This window comes from Pseudobacter sp. (assembly GCF_051955275.1).
GTDB lineage: Bacteria > Bacteroidota > Bacteroidia > Chitinophagales > Chitinophagaceae > Pseudobacter.
The window spans coordinates 1-20966 of sequence record NZ_JBQCGW010000007.1 but is presented as its reverse complement, the minus strand read 5'-3'; the positions used below and the strand labels follow the sequence as shown (position 1 = coordinate 20966).

General features: G+C 49.0%; 12 protein-coding genes. 5 read left to right on the top strand and 7 right to left on the bottom strand.

Going from position 1 to position 20966, the window contains the following annotated elements; all coding sequences use genetic code 11:
- Positions 1–74: 74 nt before the first annotated feature.
- Together ACTHMC_RS00725 and ACTHMC_RS00720 are read right to left on the bottom strand one after the other, a co-directional pair.
- Positions 75–10391 (bottom strand): LamG-like jellyroll fold domain-containing protein, encoded by a 10317-nt coding sequence (locus ACTHMC_RS00725; RefSeq protein WP_440409971.1) that lies wholly within the window; start codon positions 10389–10391, stop codon positions 75–77.
- A 386-nt stretch (positions 10392–10777) separates the two neighbouring features.
- A complete protein-coding gene (locus tag ACTHMC_RS00720) occupies positions 10778–12040 on the bottom strand; it encodes an alpha-amylase family glycosyl hydrolase (RefSeq protein ID WP_440409970.1) in 1263 nt (420 codons plus the stop codon).
- A 187-nt stretch (positions 12041–12227) separates the two neighbouring features.
- Here ACTHMC_RS00720 and ACTHMC_RS00715 point away from each other — a divergent pair, with 187 nt between their 5' ends.
- From ACTHMC_RS00715 to ACTHMC_RS00705, 3 genes are all read left to right on the top strand, one after another.
- Entirely contained in the window at positions 12228–13451 is a 1224-nt protein-coding gene (locus ACTHMC_RS00715; RefSeq protein WP_440409969.1) for a 4-hydroxy-3-methylbut-2-enyl diphosphate reductase, read from the top strand.
- A gap of 96 nt (positions 13452–13547) precedes the next feature.
- The gene (locus ACTHMC_RS00710) at positions 13548–13988 is read left to right on the top strand and encodes a hypothetical protein (RefSeq protein ID WP_440409967.1); all 441 of its coding nucleotides are present in this window, start codon (positions 13548–13550) and stop codon (positions 13986–13988) included.
- 141 nt (positions 13989–14129) lie between these two features.
- A complete protein-coding gene (locus ACTHMC_RS00705) occupies positions 14130–14612 on the top strand; it encodes a DinB family protein (RefSeq protein WP_440409965.1) in 483 nt (160 codons plus the stop codon).
- Between the two features lie 126 nt (positions 14613–14738).
- On the opposite strand, the gene accC is transcribed toward ACTHMC_RS00705, so the two are convergent.
- From accC to ACTHMC_RS00680, 5 genes are all read right to left on the bottom strand, one after another.
- On the bottom strand, positions 14739–16076 hold the full coding sequence (gene accC, locus ACTHMC_RS00700) for an acetyl-CoA carboxylase biotin carboxylase subunit (RefSeq protein ID WP_440409963.1): 1338 nt from the start codon (positions 16074–16076) through the stop codon (positions 14739–14741).
- Positions 16077–16115: 39 nt separating this feature from the next.
- Positions 16116–16607 (bottom strand): acetyl-CoA carboxylase biotin carboxyl carrier protein, encoded by a 492-nt coding sequence (gene accB / locus ACTHMC_RS00695; RefSeq protein ID WP_440409962.1) that lies wholly within the window; start codon positions 16605–16607, stop codon positions 16116–16118.
- A 163-nt stretch (positions 16608–16770) separates the two neighbouring features.
- Entirely contained in the window at positions 16771–17337 is a 567-nt protein-coding gene (gene efp / locus ACTHMC_RS00690) for an elongation factor P (RefSeq protein WP_440409960.1), read from the bottom strand.
- 110 nt (positions 17338–17447) lie between these two features.
- The gene (locus tag ACTHMC_RS00685) at positions 17448–19367 is read right to left on the bottom strand and encodes a M56 family metallopeptidase (protein ID WP_440409958.1); all 1920 of its coding nucleotides are present in this window, start codon (positions 19365–19367) and stop codon (positions 17448–17450) included.
- 5 nt (positions 19368–19372) lie between these two features.
- Positions 19373–19738: a BlaI/MecI/CopY family transcriptional regulator gene (locus tag ACTHMC_RS00680; RefSeq protein WP_440409956.1), complete on the bottom strand. Its 366-nt coding sequence runs from the start codon at positions 19736–19738 to the stop codon at positions 19373–19375.
- Between the two features lie 101 nt (positions 19739–19839).
- Here ACTHMC_RS00680 and ACTHMC_RS00675 point away from each other — a divergent pair, with 101 nt between their 5' ends.
- On the top strand, positions 19840–20328 hold the full coding sequence (locus ACTHMC_RS00675; RefSeq protein WP_440409954.1) for a TlpA family protein disulfide reductase: 489 nt from the start codon (positions 19840–19842) through the stop codon (positions 20326–20328).
- 66 nt (positions 20329–20394) lie between these two features.
- A partial coding sequence (locus tag ACTHMC_RS00670; RefSeq protein WP_440409952.1) for a lactate/malate family dehydrogenase occupies positions 20395–20966 on the top strand: 572 nt, incomplete at its 3' end.

Sequence of the window (20966 nt, the reverse complement as noted above, 5' to 3'; positions counted from 1 at the left end):
GAGAGGCCGCCAGTATTACCAGCGGCCTCCAATTCATCTGTTGATCCTTAATTCCTGAGCTATATTATCTCATTTTATCTTCCTTTCTGTATCGTGAATTTTTCCGTTCTTGTTTTTCCATCAGCAGTTACTACTTTGATAAAATAAACGCCATCGCTGAATGAAGACACATCAGAAGCAATTGTGCTTTTGCCCTGTTGTACCGTCATAACCCGGCTGCCAAGCACTTTACCATTCACATCCGTGATGAATGTCTGCAGCTTCTGTTGCTTATCCATGGCTACTTCCACGTACAATTGGTTACGGACAGGATTTTGAGCAATGCGCATATAGAATCCACCCTGTGCGTCCAGTGAAGCAGTCACGATCTTCGAGGTGGCAGTGCGGCCATCGAAATCGGTCTGGCGTATACGGTAGTAGTACTTAATGCCGGGCAGCACCTTATTATCGTTAAAGGAATAGTTGGCTACAGTATTGCTGTTGCCTCTGCTGTTCACTGTGGCAATGCTGACAAAATTGGTAGCGTCTTCACTTCTTTCTACAGTGAAACCGGCATTGTTCTGCTCTGAGGCAGTGCTCCATTTCACCAGGATGGTACGACTGTCAACCGGTGTGGCCTGTACATGCTGCCAGGTCACGGGAAGCGCCTGCGGCATGTTCACCAGCCAGATACCACCAAAAGTTGAGAAGCCATTCACTCCTGTGAAGTCTACATAATCAACACCATCGGCCTGACCCGTGGGAAGTACACCATCCGCCCATTCCTGGCCACCGGCTGCAATGCCACCATTGGCTGTGAGGCCGCTAACTACCTCATTGGCAGTTTTGCCGGAGGCTTTAAACCATTTGAAGACACTTGGATCAGTGAGACTGTACGTGGCTTTGATATCTGTGATACTGTTCGCTTCACCACTTTCAGCGCCTGCTTTTTCGTTGGGATCGATGAACATACGGACTGTGAAGCCGGGGGCAGGATTGGCCACGGCATCGTAACAGCTTGCACAATCGATCTGCAAAAGACGGCGCATGAGGCGGGCAGCCTGTGTGGAAGATCCTTTACCGAGATCCAACAGGTTAGCATCCACGTCAACCAGCGCACTGATCCTGGTACGGTCTATCAGACCTGCGGGGTCATAGATAGCTGCAATGTATTGTGAAGGATCGGTTGGATTTTTGAAGAGGATCCAGCCGTTCACATAACATTTGTCGATGGTTGCCGTAGTTACTTCATTGTAATTGGAAAGAAGTGCTGTAGTACTCACGCACTCATCATTGGTAGCAAAAGTGAAATGATCACCGGTTGTGAAATCATAAGTGGTTTCCCAGTTGGTACCGTTGAGTGTCATAGGCACTTCGATGGCGCCTGTGGTGAAATCATTATCGCTCTTTACCAGCAGGTAAACCGCTCCATCTCTTTCGAGTGGCAGTTTCACGCCAGTGGCGGTGTTGGCCGGTACCTGAATGGTAACAGTACCTAATGTGCCGGTTTCCTGCACTTTCCATTCGCGGGCGATGCGCTCGCGGCCGGCAGGAGCTCCTGTAGCAGTGAAGGCATTCCTCGCCCCATTATTATCCCCGATGATGAAGGATGTGTTATTGTCCATGGTATTGGAGTTGGCAGCGTTGGTGGCGCTGATGCCCAAACCATGACCAAGCGTAACCAGTGCTTCAGCGGTATTCACACTCTTTGATTGTTTCTGGTGGAGACCATTACAGTCATCGCGACCAATACCTGTGATATTGTAACCGAAACCAGTATTGGTTGCACTGCTCCACATTACGGTATTGGCAGGATCTATATAATCATGAGGCAATGTGATGCCGAATTTCAATGCAAAGTAAGAAGCCACCTTGATCCTTTCAGATGCGGAGAGCTGGCGTTTGTAAACAGCCACTTCGGCGATCTGACCGTTGAAGTAGAAGCTGTTGGCAGCGGCTGCTCTTCTTGAGCCGATATTGATCTGGGTAGCATTCGGGAACTGAGCGATCGTTCCTGTTGCTACAGTAGTACCATTCATCAGCAGGGACGCTGCTCCCGCACCACTCCTGTTACCATTGGCAAGCTGCACTATGCCATTGGATGTTGCAGTGCTTGTGATGCTGGCTACAGCTCCGTTGTTAGCCAGGTATTGAAGCCTGTTGGCATCGAAGCGCAATTCCAGAGCAGTATTGGTGTTGGCAAGGGTTCCCAGACCAACGATATCGTGCTGTGCAGCTACCGCATTTGGCAATACCACCGCAAAGATATCTTCACCGGCTGTTGCATTGTGAGTGATGGCGCTGTTGATCATCACATCATTGGTACCATCATAGTTGAGTGTTGGATTGAAGTTGATCAGACCATTGTATGCAGGGTTGGACGTTCCTGCAACTGCCGGTGTCAGGTGAACGTTTGAAGCACTCTGGTCGTACCAGTTGTTCAGCACTGTACCGGTTGCATTGATGCCTTTGTCTCCGCGGTACCAGGTATAAAGATTGGTAATGATACCACCGGGAGCCTGGTTGGTGAGATCTACTACCAGCGTGAAGTATTCACCATCGTTGAAATTCACGTTATCGAAGGTTACCGTTTGTGTAGCGGCATCGTATGCAGAAGGGTCTGTGATAGTAGTAGCACCAGCGCTGAAATCACCATCAGCATCTATCAGCAGCTTGATATCGCTGGAAGCGGTGCTGCTTGGCACCAGCCCTGCCAGGAACATTTTCAGTTGCAGGCTGTTCACATTACCTGTCTTCTGCACTTTCCATTCGCGGCTAAGGCGTGTGATCTTGCTGCAACCACCGGGATCCAGTGCGGCAGGATATTCTGTATTCTTCACTCCCATCTGTCCGTCATCACCCCATACAAGGAAGCTCATATCATCGTCCAGGGTTGCTGTATTGGCAGCATTGGTGGATTCGATGCTATTGAGGCCCATGGCCACCATATTCCCATTGGCGGCAGTGTTCACACTGCGGCTCTGTTTCTGGTAGAGACCGGTTTTATCATCCCGGCCGATACCTGCGATATTCTTGTTATTGGAAGCATTGGTGGTACCGTTCCAGTAGATGGTGCCGGTAGTACCATTCCAGTCTGTTGCCACATAGTTGGTAGCAGCGGTCTGATCCAGTGTATACCCGTATTTAAGCGACAGGTAAGAACTGATCCGGAGCCGCTCGAAGTCTGCAATAGCTCTGCTGTACACGATGATCTCGTTCATGGAGCCACTCCAGTATTGGGTGTTATCGGAGAGCTTACCAATAAAGGCGCCACCGGAACCGGTGCTCAGCGTTTTGAGTGCTGTTCCCAATTGCCTGTTCCTGTTGTAGAGGAAGGCAGCAGTATTGGAACCGCCAAGCCAGGTGGCTGTCAGTTCCTGCGTTACACCAATGGCGGCTGATGCAGCGCTACCGGGGACATCGTTTCCGAATCCGGAGTACGTTGCCACTGCCCCCACGTTGATCAGGGAGTTATAGTTGCTGGTGGTGTTAGTACCCCATCCGAACATATACCTGTTGCCTGTTACATTGTTGGGAGTACCAACTGCAATCAGTGTACGGGCTGTATTGGTCAGCGGGAATTTGGAAACGGTCATGGCCATATTCTGAGACGTTCCGTTGAACTCATAACCCGGATTATAGTTGGTGATACCGGAAGTGAAAACAGGCTGCTGTGCTGCTGTTGCCTGTGTGGCATCATTGTCATTACCGCTAAAGTCAAGCCATGCTTCATTGGTTGACACATTATCATCTGCCCGTAACCAGAGCGCCACTCCTACATTCACATAACCCGGACCATTCAGTTGCTTACCGAAGGTGAAGTAAGCGCCATCAGGAATATCCGCTGTTGAGATCTGTACAGTACCTGTTGCATCCAGCTGGTAAGTAGCATCAGTTGCATCGAAGGTGTTGTCTGCACTCATCACCAGGTATACTTTATCAGTACCGCCGGTGAGTTTGAGTGTGATGCCAGCATCTGTGAAATTGGTTTTGTCCACCTTCCAGGTGCGTGGCATAACGGTGGTGATATTGGAGAAGCCGGTCACCGGTGTGGAATAGGTAACAGCTCCGTTATTATCACCGAATACGAAATAAGAATTATCGTTGGTGATCTCAGCTGCATTGGTAAGGTTGGTGGTTGCAACTGAATCTCCCATGGCAACCGCCAGGATACCAGCGTGTGTGCTGATACTTTGTTTCTGATAGAGGCTCTGGCAATCATCCCTTCCGATACCGGTGATACGCAGGTTATAACCGGTATTATCGGATGCCTTCCACATGGTAGTGGCGCCATCGCTGGCCAGGTAATCCGTTGGTGTGGCCTGATCCAGGGTAACACCGTATTTGAGGGCCAGGTAAGAATTGACGCGTTGCGTTTCAGTTGCGTTGAGCGCTCTGTTGTATACGATCACCTCACCCAGTTTACCTACATAGTATTGAGTACCTGTAACACCCATACCGATCCAGGCATCAGTTGTGCTGTTTGTATTCCAGGCAGTGGTGAGCGTTCCATCGGCTTTACCATTCACATGCAGACTGGCAGCAGTGCCATTGTATTGTCCTGCAAGAATGTTTGCATTATTAAGCGGCATGCCATTTACAGCCCCTGAAATATTATAGGTTGCGCTATTGTATCCTCCGTAAGAGGCCTGGTTAGTACCTGTTTGACCAATATACTGAGCAGTACCGGTTCCATTCAAACCATAAGACAGCATCATACCATAACCGCTGGCAGCAGCAGTGGGGGTACCCACTCCTATTACAGTTCTTGCAGACGCGCCGAAGGGGAATTTACCGGTAATGGATGCATTCGGGATAACCAGAACATCATTCGTGCCATTGAAGGCATAGGCAGGATTGTAGTTCATGGTTGTATTGAAATCAGGCGCCAGGGTTGCATTGGATTGTGCAGCAGAGGCCTGGTTACCGCTGAAGTCGATCCAGCTGTCTGTTTCAGCAGCATAGTCTGAACGCAGCCACATGGCGATACCAGTATTCACACAACCCGGACCAACGATCTTGGTGGCGATGGTGAAATAAGCACCATCAGGCAGTTCTGATGTATTCAGGGTAACAGTACCGTTCATGGTATTGATCTGGTGTTCTGCTGTTCCTGCTCCGAATGTTGCATCGGTATTATGGATCAGCAGGTAACGCTCGCCACCCGGCTTCACTTTGATGGTGATATCCTGGTCAGTCCAGTTGGTACGGTCCACTTTCCATACACGGGCCATACGGTTGGTTGCATTGGCAACACTGGTCACCGAAGTGGCGAAGGAAGTGGAACCATTGTTATCGGCCCAGGTAAAGAAGCTCAGGTCACCGATATCCGATGTATTGGTAAGATTGTCCGCCTCTACAACAGCACCTGCTACAATGGTGATAGTACTGTCGTTCGCAGAGCGTGATTGCTTCTGGAAGAGGCTGGTCTTTTCATCACGGCCGAGACCAGCGATATTCTTGTTATAAGAACCATTCTTGCTGGCGGTCCACATTTTTGTGACGCCATCTGTTGCGATATAATCGGTAGCCCCATTATTGAGCGTGATACCATATTTAAGCGCGAGATAAGAATTGGCCTGTTGCAGTTCAGTGGCAGAGAGTGCTCTGTTATAAACAACCACCTCATTGATATCACCGTCAAACTGATCGGTTCCTCCTGCACGCTGACCAAGGCGAAGGTTGAGGGTCAGTGCAGTAAAGGTTGGAAAGGTACCACTACCATCTGCCGACCCGTTCGTATAAATAGCAAATGCATTGGCAGCCGCCCTTGTAGTGGCATTCAGCATCGGCACTTTAGCTGTTGCATATGTACCTGTAGACGACAGGGTGTTGACGTTTGTGATGGTATATCCATATTTATTGGCAGGTGTAAATAAACTTGCCATACTACCGGTTGCAACACTTTGCTGTCCCAGGATAGCGTCAGCTGTACTTATGGAATTCCTTTTCACCACACTCACAATGGTGAACTGGTTGGCGCCGGAAATACCTGCATTGGTACTGAAGTCCATGAAATCATTCACACCGTCCAGTTTGAAGGAGGGGTTGAAATTAACGGAATTGTTCACAAACAGCGGCTGGCTGGCGGCAGTAGCCTGTAATGCATTGTTATCGTTACCGCTGAAATCGTTCCAGGAAGCACCGGAGCTGGTGCCATCATCTGCGCGGAGCCAGAACTGAACACCGTTGTTTACAAAGCCCGGTCCTTTCAGTTCCTTTGCAAATGTGAAGTACACACCATCGGTGAGCAGATCGCTGTTGAGAGTAATGGTACTGTCTGCATTCACAGGAATTTCCTGGTTGAATGTAGCAAAGGTTTCATCGTTACCGATCAGCAGGTAAGCGTTTGATACGCCGCCGAAGAGTTTGATGGTCACATCGCGGTCAGCCCAGTTTGTTTTATCCACTTTCCAGACGCGTGGCATACGAAGGGTTACTTTTTCACCGGTCACTGCGGTGGTATAAGTAACGGCTCCATTATTATCCGCCCACGTGAGGAATGACTTATCATTGGTGATCGTATCTGTATTCAGCAGGTTGGTTGAAGCCAGTTCAGTGCCCGCGGCCATGGCAATTATATTGCCACTGGCAGCTGTATTGATGCTGCGGCTCTGCTTCTGCAGGAGTGAGCCTTTGTAATCTCGACCGATACCTGCGATATTATTCTTGTACACACCATTGTCGGCAGCCGTCCACATTTTAGTTACACCGTCACTGGCGATATAATCAGTGGCGGTTGTCTGATCCAGCGTTATACCATAGCGTAACGCCATATAGCTGTTCACCTGCGAGCGCTCAGTAGCATTGAGCTTGCGTTTGTAAAGGATCACTTCAGAAATTGGGCCATTGAAAAAAGAAGCATATCCCACACCGATCGCGCTGCTGGTTCCGGTGGAAGCAAAACTGGTAGGATAGGCAGCGGGGCCAAGCATTACTTTACCATCCAGGCTGGCCGTCCAGCTATTGGCTGCCGTATTAACATTCAGGATGGCTGGCAATGCCATGTTCTTTGTACCGAAGGAGAAGTTCCTCCTGGCATTGGTACCCCAGTGGAGATACATATTGTTATCGGTATAGCGGTACCATACTTCTGTTGTACCACTTGCTCCTCCCAGCTGGAAGGGGAAGCCTGCCACATTGTTCACAGCAGAGGACTGCACGGAGAATACTTCCCCCTGTGTATACCCGGTGGTAACCAGGGGTGAATAAGTGAAATAAGAAGTATTGAGCCCTTTGAAGATCAGCGCAGGATTGTAGTTCATGGCTGCAGGGCTCAGATCGATAGTAGTTGCATGTGTTGTTTTATTCCATACACGCATGCTCGGACCATAATCTTCCCAGGCCGTGGTAGCATTGCCACTGAGGGTAAGACCAACATCGGCTCTTGTCCATGCATCCAGACCGGTCAACACACCGCCCGGTGCTTTCTGCTCGCGTCCGAATGTGAAATAGATCCCATCGGCGAGAAGGGATGAATTGAAAGTAAATGTACCAGCGGCATTGAGTGGCAGTTCCTGCACACCTGTTGTGAATGTGGGATCGGTACTGATGAGCAGGAAATGACCTTCTTCACCTTTATCCAGTTTCACAGTGATATCCTGGTCAGCCCAGTTACTGCGTTGCACCTTCCACTTACGCGTCATGCGTGTATTGGCAGTTGTTCCGTTGTACGGAACCGTGAAGGCAGTGGAGGTACTGTCGTTACCCCACATGAGCACACTCAGATCATTGGTGATATCACTGATATTATCTTTATTGGTTGCAGCAACTTCAGCGCCTACGCTGAATGTAACCACTTCATCCGTATGAAACGCTTTGGCTTGCTTTTGCTCCAGCACACTGACGTCATCGCGCACCAGGCCAGCGATCTGTTTACTGTAAGCGGCATTGGCGGTAATATCCCATACCTGTACAGCGTTGCTGAGCACATAGGATTGCTTCATGGCAATACCGTATTTCAATGCCATGTACGAGTGTACTTTCTGTAACTCAGGTGCGGTGAGGTTCCTGTTATAGGTGAACACTTCCGCGAAATCGGTTTCGGCGCCATAGTACCAGTTGTTACCTCCGTTCCCGTCCGGGCCATAACCTCCTCCAACGAACCACTGACTGATAGCAAAATTTCCTTTGTTATAAGCCGCAGTTCCCAGCGATGCACCATTATAGTAGGAACTGTGGTTGGTTGCAGTAGTATATGAAGTGAAAATACCCGGTCTGTTGAACGACTTGATTCCTGTAAGGCCGGCGTATGCAGGGTTGATGGCTGTATTACCACGGTATCCCAGAATATTATCACCGGAGCGATAGAACTCTATCTGTGCATGATTGGTATTGTAATCGATACCACTCTGGGAATACAAAACAAAATAGCGATCTCCGTTGGCAGATATAGAGAACGGATTGAATGCAGCTACTGTTGTGAGTGTATTATTGGTGATCCAGGAAGGAACGCCTGAAATCGCACCACGGATCACATCCCCGTCCATATCGGCAACCGGGTTGAAGTTGATACCGTTCAGTTTGGTCATTGGATTGTTGATGATAGTCATCGCACCAGGGCCACCGCCACCACTGAGCTCATCCCAACCGCTGATCAGCTGGCCGGTAGCTGTAGGCGTTGATCCTGCCGCCAGGATATCTTCACCACGCAACCAGAGCTTGATGCCTGCATTCACACCGGCAGGACCGATGATCTTTACACGGATCTTATTGCTGAACTCGGATGTACCACAGTTATTGTTCAGTTTCAGCGTGGCCGTCCAGGTACCAAATGCAGGAACATTGATCTCAGGGAATGTTCCTGTAACACCAGTGATGGTCTGATTCCCCTGTCCCAGCCCTGTACGTGTGGTCACATAATGCTGACCGCCCACGCCTGTTGCTTTTGCGGAGTTGGAGAAGATCTCCAGCGAACAGTTGCCTGCTCCGCAGATGGCTGGCATCTTCACTACCAGGGAATACACACCTGCACTGGTTTCAGTGGAAGAAATGATCTGGGGAGTATTGGCTCCCTCATAAGCACAGTTACCACCGGTACCCAGTTCGATGCCTTTACCTATATTATTATAAATGCTGTTCTGGCTGATCACCACTTTGTTTACATACAGTATACGGATACCGCCATTGGCAGTTTTAGAGTTGATGATGGTATTATTCCTGATCGCAAATCTGGCCACTGTGGATTGCACATTGTTACCGCCAAACACTGCGATGCCAAAACCATTGCTGTTATTGAAAGTATTCTGGAAGATGCGGACAGAATCCACATCGGAAGTAGCATTGCGCACATACAAGCGAAGACCACCATGCGTGGCTGCTCCTGTACCATTATTGGTAAAGGCATTACCACTGATGGTGAGCTTATCTGTATTGTCGGCGTGGTTTCCGCCGATCTGAACACCAGCTCCGTCATGCTCTATGAACCTGTTATTGGTCAGCTGAATGTTCTCTTGATTCTCGCTGGCCAGTACAGCGCCGTAATCTCCATCATTAATGTTGTTTCGGAAATCAGCATTGAATGTATTGTTATCGATGACAGCGCCTACAAGTTTTGTAGCAGTTTCAAATCTCAGCATCTGCACAGTACCTGAACCATCGAGGTTATCGAAGGTGGAATTTTTAATGGTAAAGTTGGTAGTTACTCCAGCCTTGAAGTGCAGGGAATATATTTCTGCATCACGGAAGATACAGTTATCGAAAGTGACGTTGGTTGTATTGGTATTGAACTGTACCGCATAATCACCATCGTCGGCAGTGGCCGGATCATCCATATCAAACAATGAATTGGTGATATTGGCACCATTCACTGCTGCCAGGAACTGCATAGCAACGCCTTTAACGCCGCCGCCACCGGATATGCTGAATTTATCCATGGTGAGGTTGGTTACTGCTGCGCGGAAAAGCACACCAACAAAACTATCCTGCAGACCCGTCATGGTCACTTCTCTGATAGTTAGATTGGTCACCGCCGCATTGGCCATGATACCGTGGTTGGCATAATGAGTGCCTGTTTGCAGCAAAGTGAGTTTTTCTAATGTTACATCACTAAGGGCAGCAGTCATAAGAACCGGTTCCAGGCCTGTATTACGGAGGATGAGATTCTTAATGGTGCTGCCACTTGATCCTGTACCCAGCGTGATCAGCGCAATATGATTATCACCACCAGGACCACTCAGGGTAACGGTTTGTCCGATACCATCGATGGTCATCATCCTTGTAATAACCGGTAAAGAAGTGGTGAGATTGATCACACCTGTAACGGAGAAAGTAATGGTGTGTGGGCCTGAGGCGTCTGCATTTGCTGCAGTGATAGCGGCCCTTAAAGTGCCTGCGCCCGTATTGGCCAGGGAAGAAACAACAAAGTTGGTAGCATAAGTGGAGACTGCCGAGAGCAATCCGATCACGAGCATACACAACCGCTTAGGCGCAAATAAACGCGCCCGAAAAAGCGTAGGTAGAGCTTTCCACATAGGATGTTGAATTGTTTATTAGGGTTTTTAATTATTTTTAAAAGGATAGCAGATAACATCTCGCACATAATATGCGAACTGCTCCGGCTTACAACCAGAACAACATTTCAGGTATGGGTGAAAATGCAACTATTGAACAGAATCAATGGGTACTGAGAGAATGCGCACAAAGGTAGAATACTGTTTTATCTTCATTTGTAGGACCTTTTCCATTTAGCTGTAGCCTCTCTACTACAAAGACCGGAAACTACTTTACAAAATTGCATAAAATACTAACTACCCGGCATAGCCGAATAAAATTGCCTGACATAAAGTGGAAACATCAATTAACGGGTGGCTACAAAATAACCATAAGGAGGCAGGTGCATGGATGGAGTGGCCAGTCCAACCGGATGCCCCGTGAAAGCATCTCTGTAATTTCCAGTAACGGCCATGGAGGAGAAACGGATATTCTGCGGACTGGCGCTGAAATTCATCACTACCAGTAACTCCCTGCCTTCATATGATCTTGTAAAAGCCAGCACTGCATCGTTCCTGTCTGTTGCAAGCCATTGCGGACGTGCGGCTGCAAGTATGGTGGGATCAGTAGCATGCAGCCTGATCAGCGCTTTGTAGAAATCATGCAATTCAATATGATCATTCCATTCAATCTGATCTTTATCAAAAAATTTCAGGCGCTTGTGATTCGGCAATTCCTGCCCGCTGTAGATCAGCGGCATTCCATGCCAGGTAAAAGAAAAGAGTGCAAGCATTTTCGCGCCATCTCCATATTTTTCATACTCGGTGCCGTTCCAGCTGTTCTCATCATGATTGGCTGTGAAGAATAAAGGCAAAGTACCATCAGAAAAATCCTTATCGTATTGAGCCAGTAATTGCACCAGGCTGCGGAGATCGGCTTCTTTCCTGAAATATTTTTCTGTAGCATGCATCCAGCGCCAGGCATAACAGGTATCGAATACATCCAGGTAATGGAGGTCTTCTGTTTCAGCCAGCCAGAACAATGGCTTGAGAGGATCAAGGGCCCTGCGGGCCTGCTGCCAGAAATCCCTGGGCACCAGGTGGGCCATATCGCAACGGAAACCATCGATATCACATTCCCTGATCCAGAATTCCATAGCTTCAATCAGCATTGCACGCATAGGCTGATCATAATAGTTGAGATCTATCACATCATCCCAGCCATGGGTATCATAGAATTCACCGGCTGCATTCTTTTTGTAGAAATGAGGATGCGTGCGCGTCCACACATGATCAAGACCGGTATGATTGGCCACCCAGTCGATGATCACTTTCATTCCGTGGTCATGCGCCTGGCGCACCAGGTTGCGGAAATCATCGAGGTTTCCGAATTCCGGGTTGACGGATCTGTAATCCGCCGCGGCATAATAACTTCCCAGGGTTCCCTTCCTGCCTGCCACACTGATGGGCGTAATGGGCATGAACCAGAGGATCTGAACCCCCATATCAGCCAGACGGGGCAGATGCTGCGCAAATGCATTGAAACTGCCTTCAGCAGTATATTGACGCAGGTTCACTTCATACAGGGTACTGGAGTTCATCCAGGGAACAACCGGGAATTTTCTTGCCATAGCGCGAATATAAGGCAAAATAGCCCGGTGCCGCCAGTCGCTCACGTCCCCGCGAGTGACTTATATTCCGTCGCCTCCGGCAACACAGCGCTCGCCAGAGGCCAGCCAATAGCCATTACTGGCGGGGACGCGAGCGACTGAGACACCCGAAGCAAATAAAACAGTCTTATTTCCTACCTTTGCCCGGATGAAAACCTTCAACGTCCCGATCATTTACCGCAGCCCGCTCATCAGTGCTGTAAAGAACAAACGCAAGCAGCTGGACAAGATGAAGAAAGACTTCACTCCCACCCTGCTTGATCTTGGCCCTTTGCAGATACATCTGGCGCGGCATTTCGGTTTCTGTTATGGCGTTGAGAATGCCATCGAGATCTCTTTCCGGACCATCGAAGAGAATCCCGGCAAGCGTATTTTCCTGCTCAGTGAGATGATCCACAATCCGCAGGTGAATGCAGACCTCATAGAAAAAGGTGTTACCTTTCTGCAAGACACTTACGGAAAGCAACTCATTCCCTTCGAATCCCTCACGGCAGAAGATGTGGTGATCATCCCGGCTTTCGGAACTACCCTGGCCATTGAAGAAAAACTCAATAACCTGGGCATCCCCACGGAGAAATACAATACTACCTGTCCATTTGTAGAGAAAGTCTGGAACCGCAGTGAACAGATCGCTAAGAAAGGGTACAGCATAGTGATCCATGGCAAGCCTAAGCATGAGGAAACCCGCGCTACTTTTTCACATGCCGCTTCCAACGCCCCTTCTGTGGTGGTGAACGATATGAAGGAAGCGGAATTACTGGCAGCCTTCGTTACCGGGACAGCAGATCCTGATGAATTTTACACCCTTTTTGCCGGCAGGTTCTCCGAAGGATTCGATGTAACAAAGGACCTCCAGCGGATCGGCGTGGTAAACCAGACCACCCAGCTGGCCACCGATACACAGGCCATTGCCGATTATCTCAAACAGGTGATCAGCACCCATTACAACCTGGATGACAAATCCATTGGTGAACGTTTTGCCGATACACGGGATACCCTTTGTTATGCCACCAACGATAATCAAACGGCCGTAACGCATATGCTGGATACGCCGGCTGATATCGCCATTGTGGTGGGTGGTTACAATTCCTCCAACAGCACCCACCTGGTGGAGCTCTGTGAACAGAAACTTCCCACCTATTTCATCAATTCTGAAGAAAAGCTGATCACTGACAAGAATATCCTCCATTATAATTATCACCAGCGTGATGAGCAGTTTGCAGTGGATTACCTCCCTGCCTCTTCACCCGCCAGGATCCTCATCACCAGCGGCGCCAGTTGCCCCGATGCGCTGGTGGAAGGCGTGATCCGCCGGCTGGCCTCTTTTTATGGCGTTGAGGATAAGGTAGATGAGCTTTCCCGGGAATTCTGATCCCCGTTTTAAACTTCTGGTCCCTTCTCCCCTCTAATACCTGCGCCCCTACGGCAGCGGACCGGAAATCATTTATCATTCATTAAAAAAGTATACATGAAAAGATTACTCGTATTGGCCCTTGCAGTAACAGGAATTCAATTTGCTGCATCTGCCCAGGCTCAGGAAAAAAGAGACACTATACGTTCTCATTACAAAGGTGATGCAAGAGCTAAGATGAAAGATGAGCTTAACCTTTCCAAAGAACAGAGCGAAAAAATGAAGGCTATCCACGCAGACTCCAAAGCCCGTATGCAGGCCCTGCGCGACGATAAAACCCTCACTGAAGCAGACCGCAAGGTCAAGGCGGCAGAGATCATGAAAGACAGAAAGGCAAAGACTGAAGCCATCCTCAATCCCGAGCAAAAAGAGAAGATGAAACAGTGGGGAGAAAAGAGGAAGGAGCACAGAAAAGGCGATGGCAGAAAGCACTGGAAAGATGGTAAAGGCAAGAACAAAGACGGAAAAGAAAAAGAAGCAGAAAAGACTGAACAATAAGAATTTAGTATTGGACCAGCCAAAAAAAGCGCTCAAAAGGCGCTTTTTTTTATTTCCCCATGATTACTACTGACATAAGGCTGTCACTAGCTTGTAGTTACTTTGTATCAACAAACAAAGCAAACCATTAAAACTACTCATATGATAAAGACAGCCACCGCCCAGGTCATTACCGCCCGTCAGGTTCTCGATCAATGGCAGGGACACCGCCGCCTCACACGCCGCGTTATCGCAGCCTTTCCCGAAAAGGAATTGTTTGAATTCACCATTGGTGGCATGCGCCCCTTTGCCTGGATGGCCGAAGAAATGATCAAGATGTCCGGCCCCGGGGTGAAAGGACTGGCCACCGGTATCTGGGAGAACCTTGAATGGACCGATCATTCCTATAAAACAAAAGACGAGCTGCTGAAAGCCTGGGATGAGACCACCGAGGTGATCGAAGAAGTGTGGAACAAGATCCCTCCTTACCGCTTCCAGGATAATGATCTGGCCTTTGGCGCATATGAGGGACCGTTATATGGCACCTTACTTTATTTTATTGATAACGAAGTGCATCACCGTGGCCAGGGATATGTATACCTGCGTGCGCTGGGTATTGAGCCTCCTGCATTCTGGATGAGGTAATTACAGCATGTGCCTGGCAGATTAGCGGGTGCCCCGTTGTTCGCGGGGACGCGAGCGACCGGGCACTGGGAAATAAAATGGGGCAGACCTTCAAGGCCTGCCCCATTGCTATGAGAATGAATTCGATTAAACCATTTTGAAACCTTCCAGGAATTTGGTGTTGAAATTACCGGCGCGGAAATCTTCATTCCTCATCAGTTGCTGATGGAAAGGAATAGTGGTTTTCACTCCTTCGATCACATACTCGCTGAGGGCGCGGCTCATGGTGTTGATGGCTTCCTCACGTGTACGTGCAACCGCAATGATCTTGGCGATCATGGAGTCATAATAAGGAGGGATCACATAACCTGCGTATACATGGGAGTCTATGCGGATACCGTGACCACCGGGCTGGTGCAGCGTAGTGATGCGGCCGGGGCTTGGACGGAAATCGTTATAGGGATCTTCGGCATTGATACGGCATTCGATGGCATGCATCTGGGGCTCGTAATTCTTACCGCTGATGGGCTCACCCATGGCTATCTTGATCTGTTCTTTGATGAGGTCGAAGTTGGTCACTTCCTCTGTAACGCAATGCTCTACCTGGATACGGGTATTCATCTCCATGAAGTAGAAATTGCGATGCTTGTCAACCAGGAATTCGATGGTACCTACACTTTCGTAACCGATAGCGGAGGCAGCCTTGATAGCCGCTTCACCCATGCGCTGGCGCAGGTCTTCGGTCATGAAAGGAGATGGTGATTCTTCCACCAGTTTCTGGTGACGGCGCTGAATGGAGCAGTCGCGCTCACTAAGGTGGCAAACCTTTCCATAGCGGTCGCCTGCGATCTGGATCTCGATGTGACGGGGCTCTTCCACGAATTTCTCCATGTAGATACCATCATTCTTGAAAGATGCGCCTGCTTCGAGCTTGGCGGTATTGTAGTTATGCTCCATGTCCTCTTCTTTCCATACCACCCTCATTCCTTTACCACCGCCACCGGCAGTAGCTTTGAGGATAATGGGGTAGCCAACTTCCCTGGCCATGGAGATAGCTTCTTCGAGACTTCCGAGCAGCCCTTCTCCGCCGGGAACCACGGGTACGCCTGCGCGGATCATGGTTTCTTTGGCAGTGATCTTATCGCCCATGGAGCGGATCTGATCAGGAGTGGGTCCGATGAATTTGATATTGTGTTCGCCACAGATCTCAGCAAAGCGGGCATTCTCGGCCAGGAATCCATATCCCGGGTGAATACCGTCTGCATTGGTGATCTCGGCAGCGGCCATGATATGTGCGATGTTCAGATAGGAGTCTGCACCGGCGGGACGGCCGATACAAACAGCTTCATCTGCAAACTTTACGTGCAGGCTGTCTTTATCTGCAGTGGAATAAACGGCTACGGTTTTGATACCCATTTCCCTACAGGTACGGATGACCCGCAGGGCTATCTCTCCACGATTAGCAATTAATATCTTTTTAAACATGCATTCTTTTTAGAAATTTGACAAGCGAAAAGGTCCTTATCAGGCAGGCTCAACGAGGAAGAGCGGCTGATCGTATTCAACAGGGGAAGCATCTTCCACCAGTATTTTCACGATCTTACCAGATACTTCGCTTTCAATTTCATTGAAGAGTTTCATGGCCTCGATGATGCACACTACTTTACCTGGGGCTACTTCGGAACCCACTTCCACGAAAACGGGTTTGCCGGGTGCCGGGCTGCGGTAGAAAGTACCGATCATCGGGCTCTTGATGGTAATGAGGTTGTCTGCGGCAGGTTCTGCTGCTTTGGGGGATCCGGCAGCAGCGGGTGCTGAAGCGGCAGTCTGGGGGAGAGCCGCCGGTTGAGGCGCATAGGCTTGCAAAGGCGCATGAACAGGGGCAGCAATCACGTTCTGGGCTGGTTCTTCTTTCTGCTTGATGGTCAGCTTGAATCCTTTCTCCTCGATGCTTACTTCGCCGATGTTGGATTTGTTGATCATCTTGATCAACTCCTGAATTTGTTTAAAATCCATCTGAAAATAATTTTTTTTGACGGTTATTTCGGAAAAACAGGCGGCTAAGATAAGGATTGTGGACTAATAATACCCAAATCACCTATAAAATCACGGCCTGCCAGGTGAAACAAAAGGCCCCCTCTGTAAACGAGGCGGCCTCTGATAATCCGGTATTTGTATATTATTCTTTAACGCGCTCCACGTATTCGCCGGTTTTGGTGTTCACACGGATCAGTTCTCCTTCGTTAACGAAGAGAGGAACGTTTACGGTGGCACCGGTTTCAACGGTTGCAGGCTTCAGCGTACGAGTGGCAGTATCGCCCTTAACGCCTGGCTCTGAATAAGTTACTTTCAGAACGATCTTGTCTGGCAATTCCACGCTCATCGGTTGCTCAGTTTCAGTATTGATCAGAACAGATACTTCCTGGGCTTCTTTCAGGAACTGGGGAGCATCCACCAGGGCCTCGGCAATGGCAATCTGCTCAAAAGTTTCATTGTCCATGAAGTTGTAACCTGTATCATCCTTATAAAGGTACTGGTAGTTCTTCCTTTCCACACGTACCGGGTGGATATTATCACCTGAGTTCCAGGTTTTTTCGATGCTGCGGCTGTTGTCAACACCTTTTAATTTAGCCCAAACCTTGGCGGCTGCGCGGGCGGTTTTGTTTTCACCGAATTCCACCACGGTGTATAAGCTGCCATCCAGTTTGATGATCATGCCGCGGCTGATATCTGATGTAGTTGCCATAATACTTAAAGTAAGTTTTGAATGATACGTCTCTGAAAGACGGCAAAACTACAGCAAAAACCTTTCCCGGCAAAGAAGAGCAGCCCGCCATTTCCCTCATTTTTTCAGGCTTAACTGGCCTTCATTTTCACCAGGATGGCATTCTTCCCCTTCTTTCCTGTGGCTTCCTTCACTTTATCTTCTCCTTTGATGATATTGATGGACTCGATCCTGGTCTTGTTATTTTCCAGGAAAGTCTCGGCTTCCTTGCAAGGCATCTCCTTTCCGTTCACCAGGATCAGGGCGTCATACTCACAAAGATTTTTAGGCACAGCAGGGGTAGTCTTCAGCACTACGTTCTTGCCCTCCACGTGGAAACGGATATCGGACTTTGCATCCGTATTCACCTGAACATTCGTCTTCCCCTGGGCGAAAGCTTTAGTATTCACCATTATCACTCCGTTGCGGGCCGCCTCGCCATATATAGCAATAGCTGCTGCATCTTTAATTACAGATACACTTTCAATGCTGTTAGGATCTATCGCTTCAAGTTTTGCATCCGGGCGGACCTCTCCATCTATCACATACAGAGGGGTACCCTGAGGCGTAGGTTTAAGCGTGAGTTTTACATCGGACTTCATATCGCTGACCACTACTTTGTCTGCTTTCATGGTAGCATCTCCGGACTTGACCACGGCCTGGTCCTCTAATACCAGTTCAATATGCTGCTCAGCTGCGGCTTTACTGGCAGTGGCTTTGGGCGGTGCGGGTGGAGCGGGAGCCGTAGCCGGACTGGCTTTTGCAGGTGGTGGCGGAGGTGGTGGGGGTGCAGGAGCTGCAGCCGGACTGGCCGTTGCAGGTGGTGGCGGTGGCGGTGGAGGCACGGGGGCAGAGATCTTGCCATATTTCTTTTCAAATGCCGCTTTCTGCTTCGGATCGTTGAGATCATACGTCTCGGTATTACCATTCTTCAGACGGATTTCTACTTTATTGACATTGTCCTTTTTATAAACATGCATGCTTTCGATACTGTCCGCCAAAGGTGATCTTCGTTTAGCCGGTACCGTGTCTACCGTAACAGTATACCCATTTGCCAGTTTGATACGATCACCGGTTTCCAGTGTGATATGCATATCTTTTTTAGGAGTGTCTGAACTGATGCCCTCTTCCAGCAGCAGCATCGGGGAAGGAAAATCCTGCTTCGTTACACTCCGGAAAGCCAGCAGTAATATCGCCAGCACCGGAACAACCAGCATGAAGCGCAGCAGGTGAACAGTTGCGCTCGTTTTTTTATTCATCATGATAATTCTCTTTTTGAGGGATGAAAGATTGAAGTTATTGGCCATGGAAAAGCTGCCAATGCCCGTTACTTTCAGCAACAGATACTGATACTGTTTCCTGTCTACCCCATTGGCCAGTACCTGGTGATCGGCTATGAATTCCAGGTTCTGACGAATAGCGTTCCGCAATAGCCATGCGAAAGGATTGTACCAGTTCAGAATGCAGAGCAGTTCCCCCCACATCATATCCAGCGAATGACGTTGCTTCACGTGAATGAACTCATGCCGCAGGATCTCCTGCAACTCAGCTTCAGTGTGCAGGTGTTTGTTGAGGTAAATGGAACGCCCGAACGAAAACGGGACTATGGCCTTTTCCACATGATAGAGCCTGGCGTCATCATCTGCCAGCAAAACCGCTCCGGAAACGGCTTTTCTCAGGCTCAGGTACTGCCAGCCCAATCGCGCGATCATGAACAGTGCACCTGCTGCAAAGACCAGCCATCCGATGGTAGAGAGGCTCAACCACGAAAGGTCCCTCTCCGGCTCCGCCCGGAATGTGTAACGCTCAATTACGGGGATGGCCTTGAGCCAGGGCTTCTCCCCCTGATGCAACAGATCACTGATATCGATCATCGGCGCAAGAAATGCCATCGCAGGATACACCAGCAGAAAGAGCCGGTTCCAGCGATAGAAGGTGAGCCTGCGCAATAAGAGCCAGTAAAAAAGCCAGGTAACGGCCAGGCCTATACTAAGTTTACATATGAAGTCCATATGGATTATTTCAGATTATCGCCTTCGATCAGTTTCAGTATTTCCTTCAACTCTTCAGGGCTCAGTTGCTTCTGGTCCACAAAGAAGTTCACCAACTCCTTATACGAGTTGTCGAAATAGTTTTTCACCACGCTGTTCAGAAATTTCTTTTTATACTCCTCTTCCGTAATGGAAGGATAATATAAATAGGTGTTGCCTGTCAGACGGCTTTCCACGAACCCCTTCTTCTCCAGGTTCTTCACCGTAGACGCCAGCGTGGTATAGGGAGGCCGTGGCTCTTCCAGCTGATCCAGCAACTGCTTCACGCTGCCACTGCCAGCCTTCCAGACAGCCATCATGGCTTCCTCTTCCTGGGGCGTTAATTTTTCCATTTTCTACGAACTTTTCGTAAACCTACGAAACATTCGTAGAACAGCAAAGTTTTTTACTGTTAATTTTGACCATCGCACTAACCAATAAAAAGGATCACTCTATGAAAAAATGGGTTCTCTTCCTCGGCACCGTTCTGATAGTACAACTGGCAATGGCTCAGACCAACAATGAACCTCCGTACAAACGCTTTCCCACAGTTCCGCCTTTACAGCTGGAAATGCTGGACAGTACCAGCTTTACCAAAGCCAATGTGAAGAAACAACCGCTGATCATCATGTTCTTCAGCCCAACCTGCGATCACTGTCAGCACCAGATCGAGGAAATGACGGAATCCATGGACAAATTCGGCAACACGCAGATCATCCTGGCCACCTACCAGCCCGCTGATGAAGTGAAGAAGTTCTACGACCAATACCAGCTGGCAAAGTATCCCAATATCAAGATCGGAAGAGACAGCAAGTACCTCCTTCCTCCATTTTATAATATCCGCAGCCTGCCCTACCTGGCACTGTACAATAAAAAAGGCGATCTGATCACTACATATGAAGGGAATGTGAAAGTTTCAAAGCTGTTACAAGCCTTGAAATAATGACCTCAACTTCCCTACCTTTGCCCTCGCAAACATTGAATCACTTTATTAATAAATTGTTTTCAGATGAAAGTAACTGTTGTAGGTGCTGGTGCCGTAGGAGCAACCTGTGCCGATAATATCGCCCGTAAGGAACTGGCCACAGAGCTCGTATTGCTGGATATCAAAGAAGGACTGGCAGAAGGAAAAGCACAGGACATGATGCAGACCGCTACCCTCCTGGGTTTTGACACCAGGATCACTGGCAGCACCAATGATTATTCTAAAACTGCCGGATCTGATGTAGTGGTGATCACTTCAGGTCTTCCCCGCAAACCAGGAATGACGCGCGAAGAACTGATCGGTACCAATGCCGGTATCGTTAAGACCGTGTGCGAGAACATCCTGAAATATTCTCCCAACGCCATCATCATTGTGATCAGCAATCCGATGGACACCATGACTTACCTGGCTCTGACCGCAACAGGACTTCCCAAGAACCGCATCATCGGTATGGGTGGCACACTGGACAGCTCACGTTTCAAATACCAACTGAGCCAGCACCTGAACTGCAGCCCTTCCGATCTGAATGCAGTAGTGGTTGGCGGACACGGTGATACCACCATGATCCCCCTGATCCGTTTCGCTACCTGGAACAG

What these genes read in the sequence shown, in the direction of transcription:
- ACTHMC_RS00710 (WP_440409967.1), top strand. Translation starts at nt 13,548, where the DNA reads ATGAAAAGATTACTCGTATTGGCCCTTGCAGTAACAGGAATTCAATTT.
- ACTHMC_RS00685 (WP_440409958.1), bottom strand. Translation starts at nt 19,367, where the DNA reads ATGGACTTCATATGTAAACTTAGTATAGGCCTGGCCGTTACCTGGCTT.
- accC (WP_440409963.1), bottom strand. Translation starts at nt 16,076, where the DNA reads ATGTTTAAAAAGATATTAATTGCTAATCGTGGAGAGATAGCCCTGCGG.
- ACTHMC_RS00720 (WP_440409970.1), bottom strand. Translation starts at nt 12,040, where the DNA reads ATGGCAAGAAAATTCCCGGTTGTTCCCTGGATGAACTCCAGTACCCTG.
- ACTHMC_RS00705 (WP_440409965.1), top strand. Translation starts at nt 14,130, where the DNA reads ATGATAAAGACAGCCACCGCCCAGGTCATTACCGCCCGTCAGGTTCTC.
- efp (WP_440409960.1), bottom strand. Translation starts at nt 17,337, where the DNA reads ATGGCAACTACATCAGATATCAGCCGCGGCATGATCATCAAACTGGAT.
- ACTHMC_RS00680 (WP_440409956.1), bottom strand. Translation starts at nt 19,738, where the DNA reads ATGGAAAAATTAACGCCCCAGGAAGAGGAAGCCATGATGGCTGTCTGG.
- ACTHMC_RS00725 (WP_440409971.1), bottom strand. Translation starts at nt 10,391, where the DNA reads ATGCTCGTGATCGGATTGCTCTCGGCAGTCTCCACTTATGCTACCAAC.
- ACTHMC_RS00715 (WP_440409969.1), top strand. Translation starts at nt 12,228, where the DNA reads ATGAAAACCTTCAACGTCCCGATCATTTACCGCAGCCCGCTCATCAGT.
- accB (WP_440409962.1), bottom strand. Translation starts at nt 16,607, where the DNA reads ATGGATTTTAAACAAATTCAGGAGTTGATCAAGATGATCAACAAATCC.
- ACTHMC_RS00675 (WP_440409954.1), top strand. Translation starts at nt 19,840, where the DNA reads ATGAAAAAATGGGTTCTCTTCCTCGGCACCGTTCTGATAGTACAACTG.